Annotated in this window: 16 protein-coding genes and 3 pseudogenes; 9 read left to right on the top strand and 10 right to left on the bottom strand. The window is 33.8% G+C overall.

Features of this window, described 5'->3' with window-relative positions; translation table 11 throughout:
• Nucleotides 1–34 precede the first annotated feature (34 nt).
• The 4 genes from ACZZ95_RS04070 (at nt 35) to thiL (ending at nt 4,315) form a co-directional block, all read left to right on the top strand.
• Complete coding sequence (locus ACZZ95_RS04070) at nt 35–1,933, top strand: hypothetical protein (protein ID WP_463468105.1); 1,899 nt, start codon at nt 35–37, stop codon at nt 1,931–1,933.
• Between the two features lie 72 nt (nt 1,934–2,005).
• Nucleotides 2,006–2,314: a hypothetical protein gene (locus ACZZ95_RS04075; RefSeq protein ID WP_463468106.1), complete on the top strand. Its 309-nt coding sequence runs from the start codon at nt 2,006–2,008 to the stop codon at nt 2,312–2,314.
• Nucleotides 2,311–3,114: a T9SS type B sorting domain-containing protein gene (locus ACZZ95_RS04080; protein ID WP_463468107.1), complete on the top strand. Its 804-nt coding sequence runs from the start codon at nt 2,311–2,313 to the stop codon at nt 3,112–3,114. Before ACZZ95_RS04075 ends, ACZZ95_RS04080 begins: the two co-directional genes overlap by 4 nt.
• Before the next feature lie 154 nt (nt 3,115–3,268).
• Nucleotides 3,269–4,315: a thiamine-phosphate kinase gene (gene thiL, locus ACZZ95_RS04085; RefSeq protein WP_463468108.1), complete on the top strand. Its 1,047-nt coding sequence runs from the start codon at nt 3,269–3,271 to the stop codon at nt 4,313–4,315.
• 92 nt (nt 4,316–4,407) lie between these two features.
• Here the strand turns inward: thiL and ACZZ95_RS04090 are convergent, their stop codons facing one another.
• From ACZZ95_RS04090 to ACZZ95_RS04110, 5 genes and pseudogenes are all read right to left on the bottom strand, one after another.
• Entirely contained in the window at nt 4,408–5,106 is a 699-nt protein-coding gene (locus ACZZ95_RS04090; protein WP_463468109.1) for a response regulator, read from the bottom strand.
• A complete protein-coding gene (locus tag ACZZ95_RS04095) occupies nt 5,096–7,150 on the bottom strand; it encodes a tetratricopeptide repeat-containing sensor histidine kinase (protein ID WP_463468110.1) in 2,055 nt (684 codons plus the stop codon). The genes ACZZ95_RS04090 and ACZZ95_RS04095 overlap by 11 nt, the downstream gene beginning before the upstream one ends.
• Before the next feature lie 171 nt (nt 7,151–7,321).
• Nucleotides 7,322–7,498 carry a hypothetical protein gene (locus tag ACZZ95_RS04100; protein ID WP_463468111.1) on the bottom strand — a complete coding sequence of 59 codons (177 nt, stop codon included), beginning with the start codon at nt 7,496–7,498 and terminating at the stop codon, nt 7,322–7,324.
• A 176-nt stretch (nt 7,499–7,674) separates the two neighbouring features.
• Entirely contained in the window at nt 7,675–8,493 is an 819-nt protein-coding gene (locus ACZZ95_RS04105) for a LytR/AlgR family response regulator transcription factor (protein ID WP_463468112.1), read from the bottom strand.
• A gap of 269 nt (nt 8,494–8,762) precedes the next feature.
• A pseudogene (locus ACZZ95_RS04110) lies at nt 8,763–10,302 on the bottom strand (glycine--tRNA ligase).
• A 98-nt stretch (nt 10,303–10,400) separates the two neighbouring features.
• Between ACZZ95_RS04110 and ACZZ95_RS04115 the strand changes: the two are divergent.
• On the top strand, nt 10,401–11,084 hold the full coding sequence (locus ACZZ95_RS04115; RefSeq protein ID WP_463468113.1) for a ComF family protein: 684 nt from the start codon (nt 10,401–10,403) through the stop codon (nt 11,082–11,084).
• Between the two features lie 53 nt (nt 11,085–11,137).
• On the opposite strand, the gene ACZZ95_RS04120 is transcribed toward ACZZ95_RS04115, so the two are convergent.
• The 5 genes from ACZZ95_RS04120 to ACZZ95_RS04140 are packed head-to-tail and all read right to left on the bottom strand — an operon-like array spanning nt 11,138 to nt 13,848.
• Nucleotides 11,138–11,638: a T9SS type A sorting domain-containing protein gene (locus ACZZ95_RS04120; protein WP_463468114.1), complete on the bottom strand. Its 501-nt coding sequence runs from the start codon at nt 11,636–11,638 to the stop codon at nt 11,138–11,140.
• Nucleotides 11,622–12,194 carry a proprotein convertase P-domain-containing protein gene (locus ACZZ95_RS04125; RefSeq protein WP_463468115.1) on the bottom strand — a complete coding sequence of 191 codons (573 nt, stop codon included), beginning with the start codon at nt 12,192–12,194 and terminating at the stop codon, nt 11,622–11,624. The genes ACZZ95_RS04120 and ACZZ95_RS04125 overlap by 17 nt, the downstream gene beginning before the upstream one ends.
• A complete protein-coding gene (locus ACZZ95_RS04130) occupies nt 12,100–12,924 on the bottom strand; it encodes a reprolysin-like metallopeptidase (RefSeq protein WP_463471621.1) in 825 nt (274 codons plus the stop codon). The genes ACZZ95_RS04125 and ACZZ95_RS04130 overlap by 95 nt, the downstream gene beginning before the upstream one ends.
• Nucleotides 12,819–13,481, bottom strand: a complete 663-nt coding sequence (locus ACZZ95_RS04135) for a reprolysin-like metallopeptidase (protein WP_463468116.1) — start codon at nt 13,479–13,481, stop codon at nt 12,819–12,821. Before ACZZ95_RS04135 ends, ACZZ95_RS04130 begins: the two co-directional genes overlap by 106 nt.
• On the bottom strand, nt 13,426–13,848 hold the full coding sequence (locus ACZZ95_RS04140; protein ID WP_463468117.1) for a hypothetical protein: 423 nt from the start codon (nt 13,846–13,848) through the stop codon (nt 13,426–13,428). Before ACZZ95_RS04140 ends, ACZZ95_RS04135 begins: the two co-directional genes overlap by 56 nt.
• Before the next feature lie 192 nt (nt 13,849–14,040).
• Between ACZZ95_RS04140 and ACZZ95_RS04145 the strand changes: the two are divergent.
• From ACZZ95_RS04145 to ACZZ95_RS04160, 4 genes and pseudogenes are all read left to right on the top strand, one after another.
• Nucleotides 14,041–14,971, top strand: a pseudogene (locus tag ACZZ95_RS04145) (bifunctional riboflavin kinase/FAD synthetase).
• Nucleotides 14,972–15,088: 117 nt separating this feature from the next.
• Complete coding sequence (locus ACZZ95_RS04150; protein ID WP_463468118.1) at nt 15,089–15,526, top strand: hypothetical protein; 438 nt, start codon at nt 15,089–15,091, stop codon at nt 15,524–15,526.
• 172 nt (nt 15,527–15,698) lie between these two features.
• Nucleotides 15,699–16,788, top strand: a pseudogene (bioB, locus tag ACZZ95_RS04155) (biotin synthase BioB).
• 79 nt (nt 16,789–16,867) lie between these two features.
• Nucleotides 16,868–17,734, top strand: a complete 867-nt coding sequence (locus ACZZ95_RS04160) for a cupin-like domain-containing protein (protein WP_463468119.1) — start codon at nt 16,868–16,870, stop codon at nt 17,732–17,734.
• The last annotated feature ends 4 nt before the right edge of the window (nt 17,735–17,738 follow it).

Raw genomic sequence — 17,738 nt, forward strand, 5'->3', positions numbered from 1 at the left:
AACTTACGGAGTTACAGCAACACTTTCTGGCTGTGTGGTTAAAGACGAAGTTGTAATTAAAGAACTGGTTATTACATCTCCCAAAAACTTAACTGCCTGTTACAGCACAACTGGCACTTATCAATATGATTTAACTCAGAATAATGTAACTGCACTAGGAATCGATCCAACTAAATATGCTGTTTATTATTTTGATTCCTTAGATTCAGCCAATGCAAATGGCCCCATGATACCCGAAAATCAATTAACATCTTATACAAGTTCCGGAAACCAAACCATATATATAAAAGTGGTACCTGTTTATGATAAAACCTTTTTTTGTGCCAATTTAATTTCATTTAATTTATTGATAACTAATCCCATCAATGTTGTAAAACCACCAGACTTAACTGCTTGTAATATTTCTAATAATGTATCCGTTGATTTAACTGTCCAGGAAACCATTATACTAAATGGATTAAATTCGTCAGAATATAAAATCAGATACTACAACAGCGAAATAGATGCTAACAGTGCCAGAAATAATATTTCTGATCCGAAGGCATTTGTTACCTCTTTTTCACAATCGCCTCAAACAATTTGGGTAAGGATTGAAAATGTTTCGAGTTCGTCTTGTTATACTACAGTTAATTTCAATGTCATAATTAATTCACTGCCGCCAGTAGATATTATTCCGAATGTTATTGCCTGCAATAGCTATACATTACCGCCAATTACAAATGGCGAATACCATACAGGACCAAATGGAACAGGAACTAAACTAAATGCAGGAGATGTTATCTCTAAAGGTGGTCTTTATTATATTTTCAAAGCACCAACAACAAACAACTGTACTAACGAGACCAGCTTTAATGTAATCCTGATTTACGAAATTGGTTTTAAAAAAGAGGCCTGCGGTCAATATATCGTTCCAACTGTGCCAGCAGGTGGTTTCTTTACCCAGTCTGGAGGGCAAGGAAATTCAATTCCCGCTGGAACAGTATTTACAACCAGTGAGACTATTTATTATTATGCCGTGATAAATGGAGCGGTTTGCCGTGACATAGCCGTACCCTTTACAGTTTATCCTTTACCAGCGGTAGATAAACCTGCAAATGTAGTAACCTGCGATTCGTACACATTACCAACTTTGGCAAACGGAAATTATTTTACATTATCCGGAGGTCTAGGGCGAGCCCTAAATGCAGGAGACAGAATAACTTCAAGTCAGACCGTATATATTTTTGCCAATGACGGAAGATGTACCAATGAAAATTCTTTTAAAATTGACATTGTAAATTCTCCAATTTTTGTTCCGATTTCAAGATGCGGCAGTTTTACTTTGCCTCCCATTGCTATTGGCGGCTACTATGAAACTCCAGGTGGTCAGGGAAAAAATATTCCAGCAGGAACTGTTATCACCAATTCACAAACCATATATTATTATGCGACAACTACAACTGCACCCAATTGTACCGAAAATCTTAAATATGAAATTACTATAAAACCCTTGCCCTTGGTAGATACGCCCGCGAACAGACTTGAATGTGCACGATATGTTTTACCTCCTTTAACAAATGGTAACTATTTTACAAGAACCAACGGTGGAGGAACACGACTAAAAGCAGGCGACATCATTACCTCGACACAAACCATTTATGTCTTTTCTGTAGGGCCGGAATGTACAAATGAGCATAGTTTTACTGTCGAAATCAGACCTCTTCCTTTGGTTGACAGTTTTACAGATGTAGTAACCTGCAACGATTTCAAACTTCCAAAACTTAAAAATGGAAAATATTACACCGTCGCAGGAGGCCCAAAAGGTTCAGGAACTCAGCTTGCCGAAGGAACAATTATCAATACAACACAAACCATTTACATTTATAATGAATGGGCCGATTTTACATCCTGCGAAGCAATGAAACCTTCTTTAAAGTTAATTACAACGGAATAGATGTTGGAAATTTTAGCGACATAAATGTTTGTGACAGTTATACTTTGCCAGCGCTAAAATTGGGTAATTATTATGCACAACCAGGTGGAAAAGGTCGCGTCATTGCGAGCTGGAACCATCTTAAAAACCTCGCAGACCATTTATGTTTATGCTGTTGTGGGAACACGTCTAACCTGCGTTAGCGAAAAGAGTTTTTCAGTTACCATTTCCCCAACTCCTGTATTGGCCAGCACTCCTGATGTTGCTATTTGCGAAAGTTATACTTTGCCTCCTTTAGCCGTCGGTAATTATTATAGTGAAGCCAACGCAACTGGAACTCAATATGCGAGCAGGGCAGAAAATAAGTGCCAGTCAAAAAATGTATATCTACAGCTGCCATGACTACAAATTCAAGCTGTTTTGCTCAGGATGATTTTTACATTACTATTTATCCTTTAAAAAATTTCGCTATACCAAACGGAGTCATTTGTGTCGATTATCAAACAGGAAACTTACAGCATTCTGCTCAATTGAATTCAGGAATTAATTCACCAGATTATACTGTCGAGTGGTATTTTAGCGGAAGTAAAGTGGGCACAGGTCCTATTTATACCGCTATTAAGGAAGGAATTTATACTGTTGTGCCCGTGAAAAACGTACCAGATGTCGGTAACGACTGCGGTTATAATCCAGCTACTGTAACTGTCGAAAAATCAAGTCCGGCAATTGCAACTGTAACTGTGTCTGATGAATTCGAAGATAATATTGATATCATTGTAAACCTGACCAATGGTTTCGGAACCTATGAATATCAGCTGGATGATGGCGATTTTCAAACCAGCAATATATTCAAGAATGTTGACTCTGGAGAACATGCTATTACAATAAGAGATATAAAAGCCAATTGTGATAATTTTATTTTATTTGCCAAAGTGCTGAAGTACCCTAAATTTTTCACTCCAAACAACGATGGTTACAATGACACTTGGAATATCCCCGATCTGGCTTATCAGCCTGATGCTGTCATCACTATTTACGATCGTTATGGCAAATTACTAAAAATGATTAAGCCCTCTGGTGCTGGCTGGGATGGTAATTTTGATGGAAGTCCGCTTCCTTCTTCAGACTACTGGTTTCGGGTTACTTATACCCAAAATGGCATAATTCAGGAATTCAGATCTCATTTTAGCATGAAACGATAATTATTTGTAAATACTGTGCAAAGACGCACCGCAGTGTGCGTCTCTACAAAATAAACGTCTAAAAAAAAATTAAAATCTTAGCATCTCAGAATCTTAGCATCTTTAAAAAAACCTTTGTACCTTTGCACCTTAAAAACCTTTGCACCTTAAAAAAATGATTGAAGATAAAAATCAACAAAGAACTAGTTTAGCGCAATTGGGCGAATTTGGCTTAATTGAACATTTAACCAAAAATTTTGATGTTACTCAAGAATCAACATTAAAAAGTATTGGTGATGATGTTGCTGTTCTTGATTTTAAAGATAAAAAAGTAGTAGTTTCTACTGATTTATTAATAGAAGGAGTTCATTTTGATTTGGCTTATATGCCTTTAAAGCATTTAGGATATAAATCTGTTGTGGTAAATATATCTGATATTTGCGCCATGAATGCAAGACCGACACAAATTACAGTTTCGGTAGCGGTTTCAAATCGTTTTCCTCTTGAAGCTTTAGAAGAATTGTTTGGTGGAATTACGCATGCCGCAAAAGAATATAAAGTTGACGTAATTGGCGGTGACACAACCTCATCTCAAAAAGGTTTAATTATCAGCATAACTGCAATTGGAGAAGCAGACGAAGATGAATTGGTTTACCGAAATGGAGCCAAACAAACCGACTTATTAGTTGTAACGGGTGATCTTGGTGCGGCTTATATGGGACTGCAGGTTTTGGAGCGCGAAAAACAAGTTTTCCAAGTTAATCCAAATAATCAGCCCGATTTAGATCTGTATACTTATTTAGTAGAACGCCAGTTAAAACCTGAGGCAAGAAAAGATGTTCGAGCATTACTTCATGCTTTAGATATTAAACCAACTGCAATGATTGATATTTCAGACGGACTTTCATCTGAGATCATTCATATCTGTAAGCAGTCAAAAGTAGGTTGTAATTTATACGAAGATAAACTTCCATTGGATCCGCAATTTATTTCGACTTGCGAAGAATTTAATATCGACAGTACAACTGTTGCCATAAATGGAGGCGAGGATTATGAACTTTTATTTACAATTGATATTAATGATTTTGACAAAATAAAAGGAAACCCAAATTTCTCCGTTATCGGACACATGGCCGAAGAAAATGAAGGAATCCATCTTGTAACTCGTGCCAACACAAAAATTGCTTTAAAAGCACGTGGATGGGATGCTTTGACAGAATAATTTTTTTTGAAAAATTCCAAATAAAAAATTCCAAATTCCAATATCGATTAACGTATTGGAATTTGGAATTTTCATTTTTGGGATTTCATTTTTTAAAAAAGCCCTTTACTTTTTGCTTCTTTAAGCAAATCTTCGTCAGAACCGCTTCTAATTTTTAGCAGTTCTTTCAGGTGTTTCTTTCTTTTTTCAATTGCATTTAAGGAAATTGGAATATTTTGAAGCATCTCACTGCCCGCTATTCCTTTTGATAAATGAACTAATATCTGTTTATCATATTGATCTATTTCAATTGCATTGTGGGTAGATTGGTTCAGCATTTTAACTACAGACTGGCTGTAATATTTTTCGCTTTTCATTACTTTATCAAAAGCCAGAAGCAGTTCTTCAAAAGTCAGGTCATTTTTAATGATCAAACCATTTGGCTGAATCGTTCGGATTATTGTTTTTATTTTTAGAAGTTCTGTATACATAGTAAGCAGAACGATCTTGCAAGAAGGCATTTTTACTGAAAGTAATTTCGCCAAATCTTCACCCGAAAAAATCTCTTTTTCTTCGTACGGAGGCATACTGATATCTAAAAAAGCAATATCAAATACAGGTGTGTTGTCATTTTCAATTATATCATAAGCAGATCTGCAATCATGTGCTTGTGAAATAAAAAATTCATATTGTTTTGGCTTATACCGAGTTATCGCATTTTTATACCCTTCAATAATAAATGGATGATCATCTACTATCAGAATATTCTTTTTAACTAATTGCGGAACTGGAGCTGTTAAATCAAAGTTCATTATTTTGCAGGTTATTATTGGGATCTATTGGGATTTTTATAATGAGGATTGTCCCCTCATCTTTGGCAGATTTTATAGTAACTGTACCCTTACATTCTGTCGCTCTATATTCAATATTATGCAAACCAATTCCGTTTTTGGTTCTGCTGGTATTAAATCCTATTCCGTCATCTTCGATAGTCAGGATCAAAATATCATCTTCATTTTTAAACTCCACTTTAATAATATCTGCTTGTGCATATTTATTACAGTTTTGAAGTCCTTCTTGAATAATCCGATATAAATTGATCTTGACAATATTACTAATTAATTCCCATTTAACATCGGGATCAAAAGAAGTAATTAATTTTGAACTATATGTATTTCTTTGGTCTTCAAATAGTTTTCCAAGAATAACAATAAAATTATTAATCAATTCCGATTTTTCTCTATTTAAATCGTGAGAAATTTCACGAATATCCTGTTCAATACTTTTAAGCTCGGCTAAATACTTTTTTCTTTTAGAAGTCGCTTCGGCTTCATCAACCTTATCCAGACTGTCCAAACTAATTCTAATACCAAACATTCGTCCCAAAACTCCATCATGCAGGTCTTGCGCAACTTTTTTCTTTTCCTTGATCCTTGTTAATTCAATTTCATTTTGCTGTGAAATCATCATATTGTAGATGTCTTCATTTGCAATCTGCTGTTGTTGTTTAAAAAGGAGCTCACGATTTTTAGCCTGCTGGGTTTTATAAACATAAAAAAACAATCCGAGCAATGTACAAATACTAAAAACATAAACCAAAGTTTTATTTTTTTCCTGAAGATTGGAATTTTGATCTTTTATTTCGTTGGTTTCGTACTCGATTCGAGAGAATTTTTCTCCCATTTTCCGTTCTGCTTTGAGCATTTTATCATTCAATTGAATGTACTCTTTTGAATATTTTGATGCGTTTTCAGGATCAACAATCGCAATTTGCTTTAAAGCTCCCAAGGTATTATTTAATTTTTCAGAAGAGCGAGAAACTAATAAAGCTTGTTTTGCAAATTGTATTGCTTTAAAAGTATCTTTCTTAGAAGCATAATACTCAGACAAATGAATTTGATTGGCAATCAATGTCACTTTTAATCCTAAGCTGTCTCTAATTTTTAAAGATCTATAAAAATCGCCCGGCAGTCCATCCGTTCTTCCAGCTTTGAATTTAGCATATCCTAAGTTATCTAATAACATCGCATATAAATTCGTCTTTTCTTTAAATAGATTTTTTTCTTCTAATCCTCTTTGAAAATAAGGTATAGCTTTTTTATAGTCATTTTTATTTATATAAATGAATCCTATATTATTTAAAGATGTTGCTTTTAATTGAAGATCTAAAGGAATTGATTTATCATCTAATGTATTTAATGCTTTACGCTGGTATTCGAGAGCCTTATCAAATTCTTCTCTTTCATTATAAAGAATTCCGAGCAGGTTATAACATTCATAAAGCTTATCATTTACATTTTTTTGACGATTCAATATCTCCAAAGCCTTAAATACTGCTATTTCGCTTTCAAAAAAATCACCTTCATTAAATTGAAGCGTAGCTTTACTTATTAGGGTTTTTGCCAGATTAGAATCGTCATTAATTTGAGTATAAATTTTTTGAGCTTTAAAGTAACTTCTAAAAGCACTGTCTGAAACCATCTTAGAACTATAATAATCTCCTAAATAGGAATAGGCTTTTGCAATACTTATAGAATCTTTTGCAATTATCGATCTATCTAAAACTAATTTTGATATTTGATTGTATGATTTAAAATCATTCATATTATAATATCTATTAGCAATTTTAAATAAATTAACCCTATTTAGAGAGTCATTTTGCTGACTCATAATAATCGAAAGTGCTTTTTTTGCATTTTCTTGTTTAAGGTTATAATTTAAATTAATATCATTAGCTAATGTTAGATAAACAGGAAGACTATCTTGCGCTGAAGATATTTCATCTGAAGTTTTTTTCTTATTACAGGCAGAAAGAAACAACAATACAAACACTATTATTTGGTATTTTCTTTTCAATAGAAGTTGCGAATTTTACCAAAAATACTAAAACTAAGGACATAAAAAAAAGCTGTCAAATATTTGACAGCTTTTTTTTATGTTTTATTTCTTTGTACTATTTAATCCAATTTTTTATTATCTCCTAAAGATTGATTAACATTAGAAAAATTAGATTGATTATTATTCATTTCAAATCCAGTTGTTGCTCGCATGAAAATCTTGTTTTCTGCCGCCACCTGCATCAGATCCATATGGAGGAACAATACCAGAATTTTCGTTAGAGATACTTGGAGTTGTAGGATTTGCAAAAGAAGTTGCAACCATTACTAAAGATAATAATCCGAATGTCAAAGCTGTTTTTTTCATGACCTGAGGTTTTTAATGTTTGTTTAATTTTTTGGAGAATGATTCGCTGTTTGCTGCGTTTCATGGTGTAAAACTAATACGGAGATCGGAAAAAATTTATACAAAAAATTGAGTTTATGGTAGATCATACCCAATTGATAGTCAATGGATAGCAAATTGAGGTAAACATCTGGTTTTTAGATTTCTAAGTAATTTCCTGCAACAAAATCGGCAATTATCAAATCGACATTTGCTTTATAGGTTTTAGAAAATGGAATCTTTTTGGATGAGTTTTTTATGTAACAGATTGAGTTTCCGCTGTGAATTCTAGAAATATAATTTCGATTAATTACATAACTATTGTGAATCCGAATAAAAGGATAGGTCAAAACACTCTCAAAATGCTTTAACGTTTTAAATGCTGTGATCATTTCACCCGTATTTAAATAAATATCGGTCGAATTATTATCAGCTTGAAAATAACAAATATCAGCCGCATTTAAATAGCGATAATCACCGTATGATTTTATACAGATTGTTAATGGTTTTTCGACATTTTGAGGAATTGTCACATTATTTACATTATCAATCACGATAGAAGTTGGTTCTTCTTTAAATGGTATCGTTTTAGACTCTAAATTAGCTTTTTTAAGCTTTAAAACGGTTTTTAGAAGATCAATATGTGCAATTGGTTTTAAAAGATAATCAAAGACGTTATATTGAATTGCGTCAAAAGCTTTATCTTTTTTATTTGTAGTAATAATTATTTTTGGAATCTCCTGAAAAAAGCGGTGCAATTCGCTGATAAAAGTCAGAGACAACTGACTCGATAAATCTTTGGGCTCTATTTCGAGAAAAATTAAGACCGGCTTGTGCTCTAAAACTAAATTTAAACCATCTTGAAAATTTGATGCCGATGCCGTAAAAGATAATTCTGAAAAACCTGCGCCGGTTGTTTTGGTCTTCAAAATACTTTCAGCATCATCATCAATTATAATATACGAATACTTCTTCAATTTTTGGTTTTGTTGCTTTTTCTCACTTTACAATCATAATCAAAAAAATGACTCAATTTGACCGAATGCGAAAAAATTTAGTTTGGCATTTATCCGCATTTAAAAATACGGATTTTAGATTTTTAAATATTTCATTGTTAACACATTACATTAAAATGTTGATACAAAATGATGAAATGCAAAAAACATCGATAAAATACCTGTTTTTAAAAATCAAAAATCCCAAACTCCTTTACGGAATTTGGGATCTATAGTATAAGCTGTAAAGATTACATTTTCATTAACCAGTTTTTCATCGAAACTTCATTTTCGATAATAGCTCTTAGTTCCGTAATTTTTACACGATCTTGTTTCATTGTATCTCTATGACGAATTGTTACTGTTTCGTCTTCAAGTGTTTGATGATCTACTGTAATACAGAATGGCGTTCCTAAAGCATCTTGTCTTCTGTAACGACGTCCTACCGCATCTTTTTCATCATATGCCACATTGAAATCCCATTTCAAATCTTCGATGATTTTTCTTGAAATTTCTGGTAAACCATCTTTTTTAACCAATGGTAATACTGTCGCTTTGGTTGGCGCTAAAACTGCTGGTAATTTTAAAACTGTTCTTGTTGAACCGTCTTCTAATGTTTCTTCTTTTAATGAAGTAGCAAAAACAGCCAAGAACATACGATCTAAACCAACAGACGTTTCTACTACATAAGGAACGTAATTTTGGTTTAATTCAGCATCGAAATATTGTAATTTTCTTCCTGAATATTCTTCGTGTGCTTTTAAATCGAAATCAGTACGAGAGTGAATTCCTTCCAATTCTTTAAATCCGAATGGGAAATTAAATTCGATATCTGCAACTGCATTTGCATAATGCGCTAATTTTTCGTGATCATGAAAACGGTAGTTTTCCTGCCCTAAACCTAAAGATAAGTGCCATTTTAAACGCGTTTCTTTCCAGTGATGGTACCATTTCATTTCTTCGCCTGGACGTACAAAAAACTGCATTTCCATTTGTTCGAACTCACGCATACGGAAAATAAATTGTCTTGCAACAATTTCATTTCTGAAAGCTTTACCTGTTTGAGCAATTCCAAAAGGAACTTTCATACGACCCGATTTCTGAACATTTAAAAAGTTTACAAATATACCTTGAGCCGTTTCTGGACGTAAATATAAATCCATTGCAGAATCTGCAGAAGCTCCAAGTTTTGTTCCGAACATTAAATTGAACTGTTTAACGTCTGTCCAGTTTTTAGAACCAGTTTCAGGATCAGCGATTTCAAGTTCTTCGATTAATGCTTTTACATCCTGAAGATCTTCGCTCATTCCTTTTGCCAGCCTTGATAAAATTTCTTTATATTTTGAAAGATATTCTATAACGCGGGCATTTGTTGTAACAAATTCTTCCTCATTAAAAGCATCACCAAAACGGGCTCTTGCTTTTTCGATTTCCTTTTGAGCTTTTTGATTGATCTTTTCAGCATAATCTTCAACCAAAACGTCTGCTCTATATCTTTTTTTAGAATCTTTATTATCAATTAATGGATCATTGAATGCATCAACGTGTCCAGAAGCTTTCCAAGTTGTTGGATGCATTAATATCGCAAGCATCAAGGCCGACAATATTCTCATTCATCTGAACCATTGATTTCCACCAATATTCACGGATATTCTTTTTTAATTCGACACCATTCTGTGCATAATCATAAACAGCACTCAGTCCGTCGTAAACTTCGCTTGACGGAAAAATAAATCCGTACTCTTTTGCGTGCGAAACCACATTCTTAAATATATCTTCTTGTTTTGCCATAATGATGCAAAAATATAAAAAGTACCTTTAAAAAAAAGAAAAATAATAAAGTTTGAAGTATTGATTTTGTTATTTTTGTAAATAAAATCTCTCTTTTTGTGATTAATTACCTAATAAATCTGTTTTTCCCGAAAGTCTGTGACGGATGCTGCGCCATTTTATTGCAGAATGAAATTGTTTTCTGCACTTCCTGCCGCCACGATTTGCCTCTTACTCAATATCATTTAGATCCAAAAAATCAAGCTGTAAAAAAGTTTTATGGAAAAGTTGATGTTCAATTTGCCTCGGCATTTTTATACTTTAATAAAAAGGGAATTGTCCAGGAATTAATTCATAATCTAAAATATAAGGGTCACGAAGAAATTGGAACTGTTTTAGGAAACTGGTACGCCGAAGATTTAAAAGAGATTCAATTAGAAATTCCTTTTGATTTCGTAATTCCGGTGCCGCTTCATAAAAAGAAATTTAAAGAACGCGGCTATAATCAAGTTACGACTTTTGGAAAAGCAATTGCTTCTGGTTTTGAAATTCCTTTTAATGAAAAAATTTTGTTCCGAAAAGTGTATTCTAAAACACAATCCAAAAAAAATCTATTAGGAAGATCTGAAAATATCGAGAACATTTTTGATGTAGAATTCAATGAAGCAGATCACGATAAACATTTCCTGATCGTTGATGACGTTCTTACAACCGGCGCCACACTCGAGGCTTGTTCCAGAGCATTACTAAAAATTCCGGGAGCAAAAATCAGCATTGTCTGTATGGCGATGGCGAATTCTTAAAGTAAATTTCAATAAAAAAAATCCAAATTCTAATTAGTATTGGAATTTGGATTTTAAAATATTTGGCATTTAAACAGATTTAATTCACCAAAATTTTCTTTACTGTTCTTTTTTTCTCCATCGGTAACCGTAACTAAATAAACGCCATTTGGCACATTTGGCAATTGAATATCTTGAATAAAGTAGCCTGATCCTTGAAACGTATTACTGTAAACGTATTTACCTAAAATATCATGAACATACACTTTAACTTCTTTAAGTGAATCTCTGCTAAATTGAATGGTAAAATTTCCTTTGTTTGGATTTGGAAATAATGCAAAGTCAATATTTTCAAAATCTGAATCCCCAAGTGTATATACTCTATTACAGATATTTACCGAAGCTGAATTTATTGTACCAAGTGCTCCAACTGTAGAATCACGAACTCCAAAAGTCCAATTTCCCTGCGGATTTTCTCCATTAAAAGCACTTAATAAACTGGCTGGAATTACAATTTGGCTAGTAGTTGTACCGCAATTTAAAGCACTTCCGCTGTCATCAAATTGAAGAGCCAAAGTCGAATTTGTAGTACCGCAGACTTTTATTAAATAATGTCACTACTTTTCCACTCGGACTTACAATCTGCATTTCGAGATCCGAAAATCTTGCGTGTGTAACATTCACAGAAACATTAACATCTGAAATAGTTCCTACTGCAGATGGCACCGAAATTGTTTTGTTTATAAAGACTGACCCATTACCAGTTGAATATCCTCCATCAAAATTATAAGTAGAACAATCCGTTGCAACAGAATATCCAATCGCAAAAGGAGTGGTATTTAAAGCATAATAAATATTGTTTACAGGTTCTATCAAAAGTCTGCAATTCGTAGACGCTTCAATGTTAGAAGGAATCAATACAGTTTCTGAACCATCATTTAGAGTATTTGTCGCAAGCGTCGTTGGAAATGTCAAACCTCCATCGATAGATAATTTTATATTCACATTTGAAGATCCTGGAAGTGTGTTTGTATTATTAACACTCCAAGTAATCGTTTGTGCTGATCCTTTTTCCCAAGCAACATCTCCAGTATTTTGCGAAGTTACAGCAAACGGTCCCGCAGCTGACACTTACTGTCACAACCATCGCATCTGTAATAGTTTGCGCTGTTCCAACTGGAGCATTATCTCTTCCTGTTAAAGTAAAATTCATTGTTTTTGCTATAGAAGAAACAGATTCCCAAGTTGTTGTTAATTGATTATTTAACACCGAACTGAAAGCCGGCATATAACGAACTGGCGAAGCTGTAGGCAAAAAAGATCTAAACATTGGGCCATTTGGTTTTGCGACATACGCAACACTATTTGCACCTGAAGTGGTAGTAGCATTATCATATTGTTCCCAAGTGTACGTTATCGAATTCCCTTCAGCATCTGATCCTGTTCCTTTTAAAACAAATGCTGTACTTATTGGAATTGTATAATCTTCTCCCGCACTTATTGCTGGAGGATTATTTGTTATGGCGGTAGTTACTGGACAAGTTTTCCCAGCTAAATTATTTTGTATTTGATTGATGCTCGCATAAGAGAAATAATCATCAGAATTATTTTGAACATTATAGCCTTGCGTTACACCCGCATAAGCCATAATTGTTGAACCACTTCCAGGCTCATAGCTTGTACCTAATCCTTCGAGTGAATATGAAAACGTATGAGATCCTCCGAGTTGATGTCCCATTTCATGGGCAACAAAATCTATATCGAAAGTATCACCTTGCGGTCTTTGATCTGCTGGAGAGGTAAAAGCACTTCCTTTTGCAAGAGGAACACTAGACGTTGGGCTGACACAAACACAACCAATACAGTTAGCAAGACCGTGCCGCCTGAAGCTCCAAACAAATGTCCGATATCATAATTTCCATCGCCAATAACATTGGTCAAGGTAGTTTGAACCTGTCGCCCCCAAGTTGGATTATTGGTAGTCGCTCCTACAGAAGCTATTGAATAAGGATCCGTAGATGCATCTGTATAAATAACAGCATCATTATTCGCGACCAAAACTAATTTTACAGAAAGATCTCGATCAAAAACTCCATTTACACGAGTCAGTGTAGCATTCATTCCAGCCAATGCTCCTTGTTTTGTGCCTCCAAAAAAAGCAGTATATTCTCCCGTACAAGATAATGCCAGACGAAGTGTTTTAAACTGCTTGGCATTTGAGGCCGTTTTTGCAGTAGTTGCAGTTTTATTTTCAGAAATCGAATTAGCAGTTCTGCACTCTAAACTCATTTTAGAGTCTGCATTGTCTGTAGATTTAAACAAAACATATTCCGATTTATCATCAGGATTTTGCTCTATATATTCAGTAGGTTTTGCGAAGACGAAAAACCATTGTCTGCATTCCAATTGGAGCCACACTAAAATGTATTTTAGCATTTTTGTCATCTATTCCTCTTCCTTCATACGCTCTAATTTCTGGATATTTGGCTTGCAATTCTGGATCAAAATTAGAAGATTCCCAAACCGAAAAACGTTCCAAAACTCCTTCTGTATTCGGAATTGTTATTTCAGTTTTATTGCTTGATGCTAATTTGCTTGTTGTTGAGGCAAGTTTAGAACTTAGTAGATTTGCATTTAATTTATAATACAACTTTCCAGATTCTGAAATATTTGCTTTTCGCGAAAGCGATGAAGAGGAACTTACCTTTTGCCACAAACCATCATTCTGAGCATTAATGTTCGAGAAGCAAAAAATAAAAAATATATAAAGTAATTGTTTTTTCATACTATGAAGATATAATATCAAAATTACTTCAATTAATTTAAATTGTACAATATATAAGACAATTAATGTTTTTTAATCGACGAGTCGGCTTATTTTCACAAAAAGAAATCTTTGACAGTTAAAATTCGATTTAGCTAGTATTATATTTAAAACATAAAAGTATAAATTTGCAAGCATCTTAAATAATTTGTTTTGAAGCTCTTTCATTCTATAACCGATTTTCAGTCAACCAAGAAAACAATTTTAACTCTTGGGACCTTTGACGGCGTGCATATTGGTCACAAAAAAATTCTGGAACGAATTACACAAAATACTGAAAACGGAAAATACGAAAGTTTAGTACTTACCTTTTTTCCGCATCCGCGAATGGTTCTTCAAGAAAAATCTGAAATAAAACTGCTGAATACCATCAGCGAAAAAATAAAACTTCTGGAAGCAAGCGGTATTGAAAATCTTATCGTTCATCCTTTTGATGAAAGCTTTTCCAGACTGACTGCAGAAGAATTTGTTCACACTATTTTGGTAGATAAATTTCAGATTCAGAAAATAATTATCGGGCATGATCATCGTTTCGGCCGCAATAGAACTGCAAATATTGATGATTTGATTGCTTTTGGTGCAAGCATACGGCTTTGAAGTAGAACAAATTTCAGCTGAAGAAATTCAGGACGTTTCTGTAAGTTCAACCAAAATCAGAAAAGCTTTAAACGAAGGCAATATGGCTTTGGCAAACGAATATTTAGGTTACAATTACTTTTTGAGCGGTACAGTTGTAAAAGGCAGACAATTGGGAAGAACTATTGGTTTTCCTACTGCAAATATTCACATTGAAGAAGATTATAAGCTGATCCCAAAAATTGGCGTTTATGTTGTAAAAGCTGTTGTAAACGATGAAATTGTTTATGGCATGATGAATATCGGCTTTAATCCGACTGTGAATGGCGAAAAGCAAACTATCGAAGTGCATCTTTTTGATTTCAACAAAGACATTTACGATCAAAATATTGAGGTTTCGTTGCCGCGTTACATTCGCGAAGAGCAAAAATTTGGTTCTGTTGATGCTTTAAAAGCACAGCTGAAGCAAGATCAAAACGAGGCTTTGGCTTTTATAAATCTTCTTTAAAAAATGGGCATATTATAGTTTTTCCTGTTTTTAAATCATCGTAGTTATTTTTTTAGTAAATTTGATAGAAGACTGTTTTTCAAATATTTACTATTAACTTCTTTAAAAATAACCACTATGAAATTACCTAAAGAAATTACCAACGGTTTTTTGATTTTTCTCGGAATTGGCATTTATTTTTTATTGATGAATGTTTTAGGTTTAGCCGATTTGTTTTACTTAAGAACACTCAACGTATTCTTCATCTTTTACGGTGTTAATAGGACAATGCAGATGAACCTTCATGAGGGAGAAACCAATTTTGTATCTAATGCCGTTTCTGCAATGGCTACTTCTGTAGTCGGCGTATCTATGAGTGTATTCGGTTTATTGGTTTACAGTTATGCGCGAGGCGGAGACGCTTATGTAAGAACTTTATCTGAAACATTTATGTTTGGAGGAAATCCATCAGTACCAACGTATTGCATTTGTTTATTGTTTGAAGGAATTGCTTCATCTGTAATCGTTACTTTAATGATGATGCTGTATTGGAATAATAAATATGCAACTGATTAATTTATCAGAATAAAAACAAACATTTTAGCACTCTAAAATCATAGAAATTCTTAATTCTGTGATTTTAGAGTGTTTCTTTTTAGAAAAAAATTGAAAATCCTCATTTTTAACAAGTCAGATAATCTGTTATCATAATTTACTTACTTTTAATGCTCCAAAAAACAATTTATCCATGAGCATTACAAAACACAACTGGACAAAAGACCAAATAATTGCCATCTATACTAAACCTTTGATGGACTTGCTTTATGAAGCAAGAACAATTCACAGACAAGAACACGACCCAAACGTAGTTCAGGTTTCTACTTTAATTTCTATAAAAACTGGCGGATGTCCAGAAGATTGCGGTTATTGTCCCCAAGTCGCAAGATACAATACTGGAGTTGAAGGAAATGATTTAATGACTGTAAGTCAGGTTAAAGCACAAGCGTTGAGAGCAAAATCTAATGGTTCTTCCCGCGTATGTATGGGCGCGACTTGGAGAAATGTAAAAGACGGAGAAGAATTTGATCAAGTTTTAGAAATGGTCCGTACGATCAATAAACTGGATATGGAGGTTTGCTGTACTTTAGGAATGCTTACCGAAAACCAAGCACAACGTTTGGCTGAAGCTGGTTTATATGCCTACAATCATAATTTAGATACTTCTGAAGAATATTATAAAGATGTCATTTCAACTCGCGGTTTTGAAGATCGTTTACAAACAATAGAAAATGTTCGTAAAACAAACGTTACGGTTTGCGGCTGGTGGCATTATCGGAATGGGAGAAAGTATTGAAGACAGAGCGGGAATGCTTGTGGCACTTTCGACCTTAAATCCACAGCCGGAATCTGTTCCGATTAATGCATTGGTGGCAGTTGAAGGAACTCCGATGGAAGAAGAAAAACCAGTTGAGATTTGGGAAATGATCCGTATGGTAGCCACTACGAGAATTGTAATGCCCGAAACGCAAGTTCGCTTGTCTGCAGGAAGGGCCAATATGTCGCGCGAAGGTCAGGCAATGTGCTTTTTTGCAGGAGCAAACTCCATATTTGCAGGAGATAAACTACTTACAACTCCAAACCCTGATGTTAATGAAGACATGAAAATGTTTGAAATGTTAGGATTGATTCCGCAAAAACCGTTTATAAAAGTTTCACAGCCCAAAACAGTTGAAGCTTCGGATTCTGAATTTAATTCATTAGGAGAAAAACCTAAATGGACAAGACCAGGACACACAATTGAAAGAAACATTGAAGCATCGATCAAATCAAAAATTTAGTTAAAAGAGTTAATAAATTTCGATAAATATTTTTAAATTGCTTATGCACAGAGTATAAGCAATTTTTTTATTTATAAAAATGAAGTTAAAGCAAATAGAAAGGGTCAAAAAAATCTCTAGAGAAGATTTTATTTCCCAATATGTAAAAAAACAAATTCCAGTTGTTGTTGAAGAACTGACCGAGGACTGGCCGGCTTATCAAAAATGGAAATTATCCTATATTAATGATATCGCAGGTAATATCACCGTTCCTTTGTACGATGATCGCCCTGTAAACCATGAAGAAGGATTTAATCAAGCTCATCTGAAAATGAAAATGAGTGATTATATTAACCTTTTGGAATCAAAACCTACCAATTACCGCATTTTTCTTTATAATTTAATGAAAGATGTACCGACGTTAAGAAATGACTTTTTGTGGCCAGATATTGGTTTAAGATTGGTTAAACAATTACCTATGTTATTTTTTGGGGGAGAAAATGCAAGGGTATTTATGCATTATGATATTGATTATTCGAATATTCTGCATTTTCATTTTCATGGAGAAAAGCAGTGCATGATTTTTGCGCCAGACCAATCAAAATATATGTATAAAGTACCTCATGCTTTGATTTCGAGAGAAGACATTGATTTTGACAATCCTGATTATGAAAAATTTCCTGCTCTTAAAAATGCAGAAGGATATATTACTAATCTAAAACACGGTGAAATGTTGTATATGCCAGAAGGTTATTGGCATTATATGAAATATTTAACTCCAGGGTTTTCAATGAGTCTTCGTGCTTTTCCAAAAAACATAATGAATTTATCTAAGGCCGCATATAATGTTTTTATCATGCGCCATTTTGATATCATGATGCGAAAATTTAAAGGCCAAAAATGGATTGATTATAAAAATGAAAAGGCGATTACAAATACCAACGAAAATTTGAGGCGTTCGGCTTAATTAT

This window comes from Flavobacterium sp. AC267 (assembly GCF_979258715.1).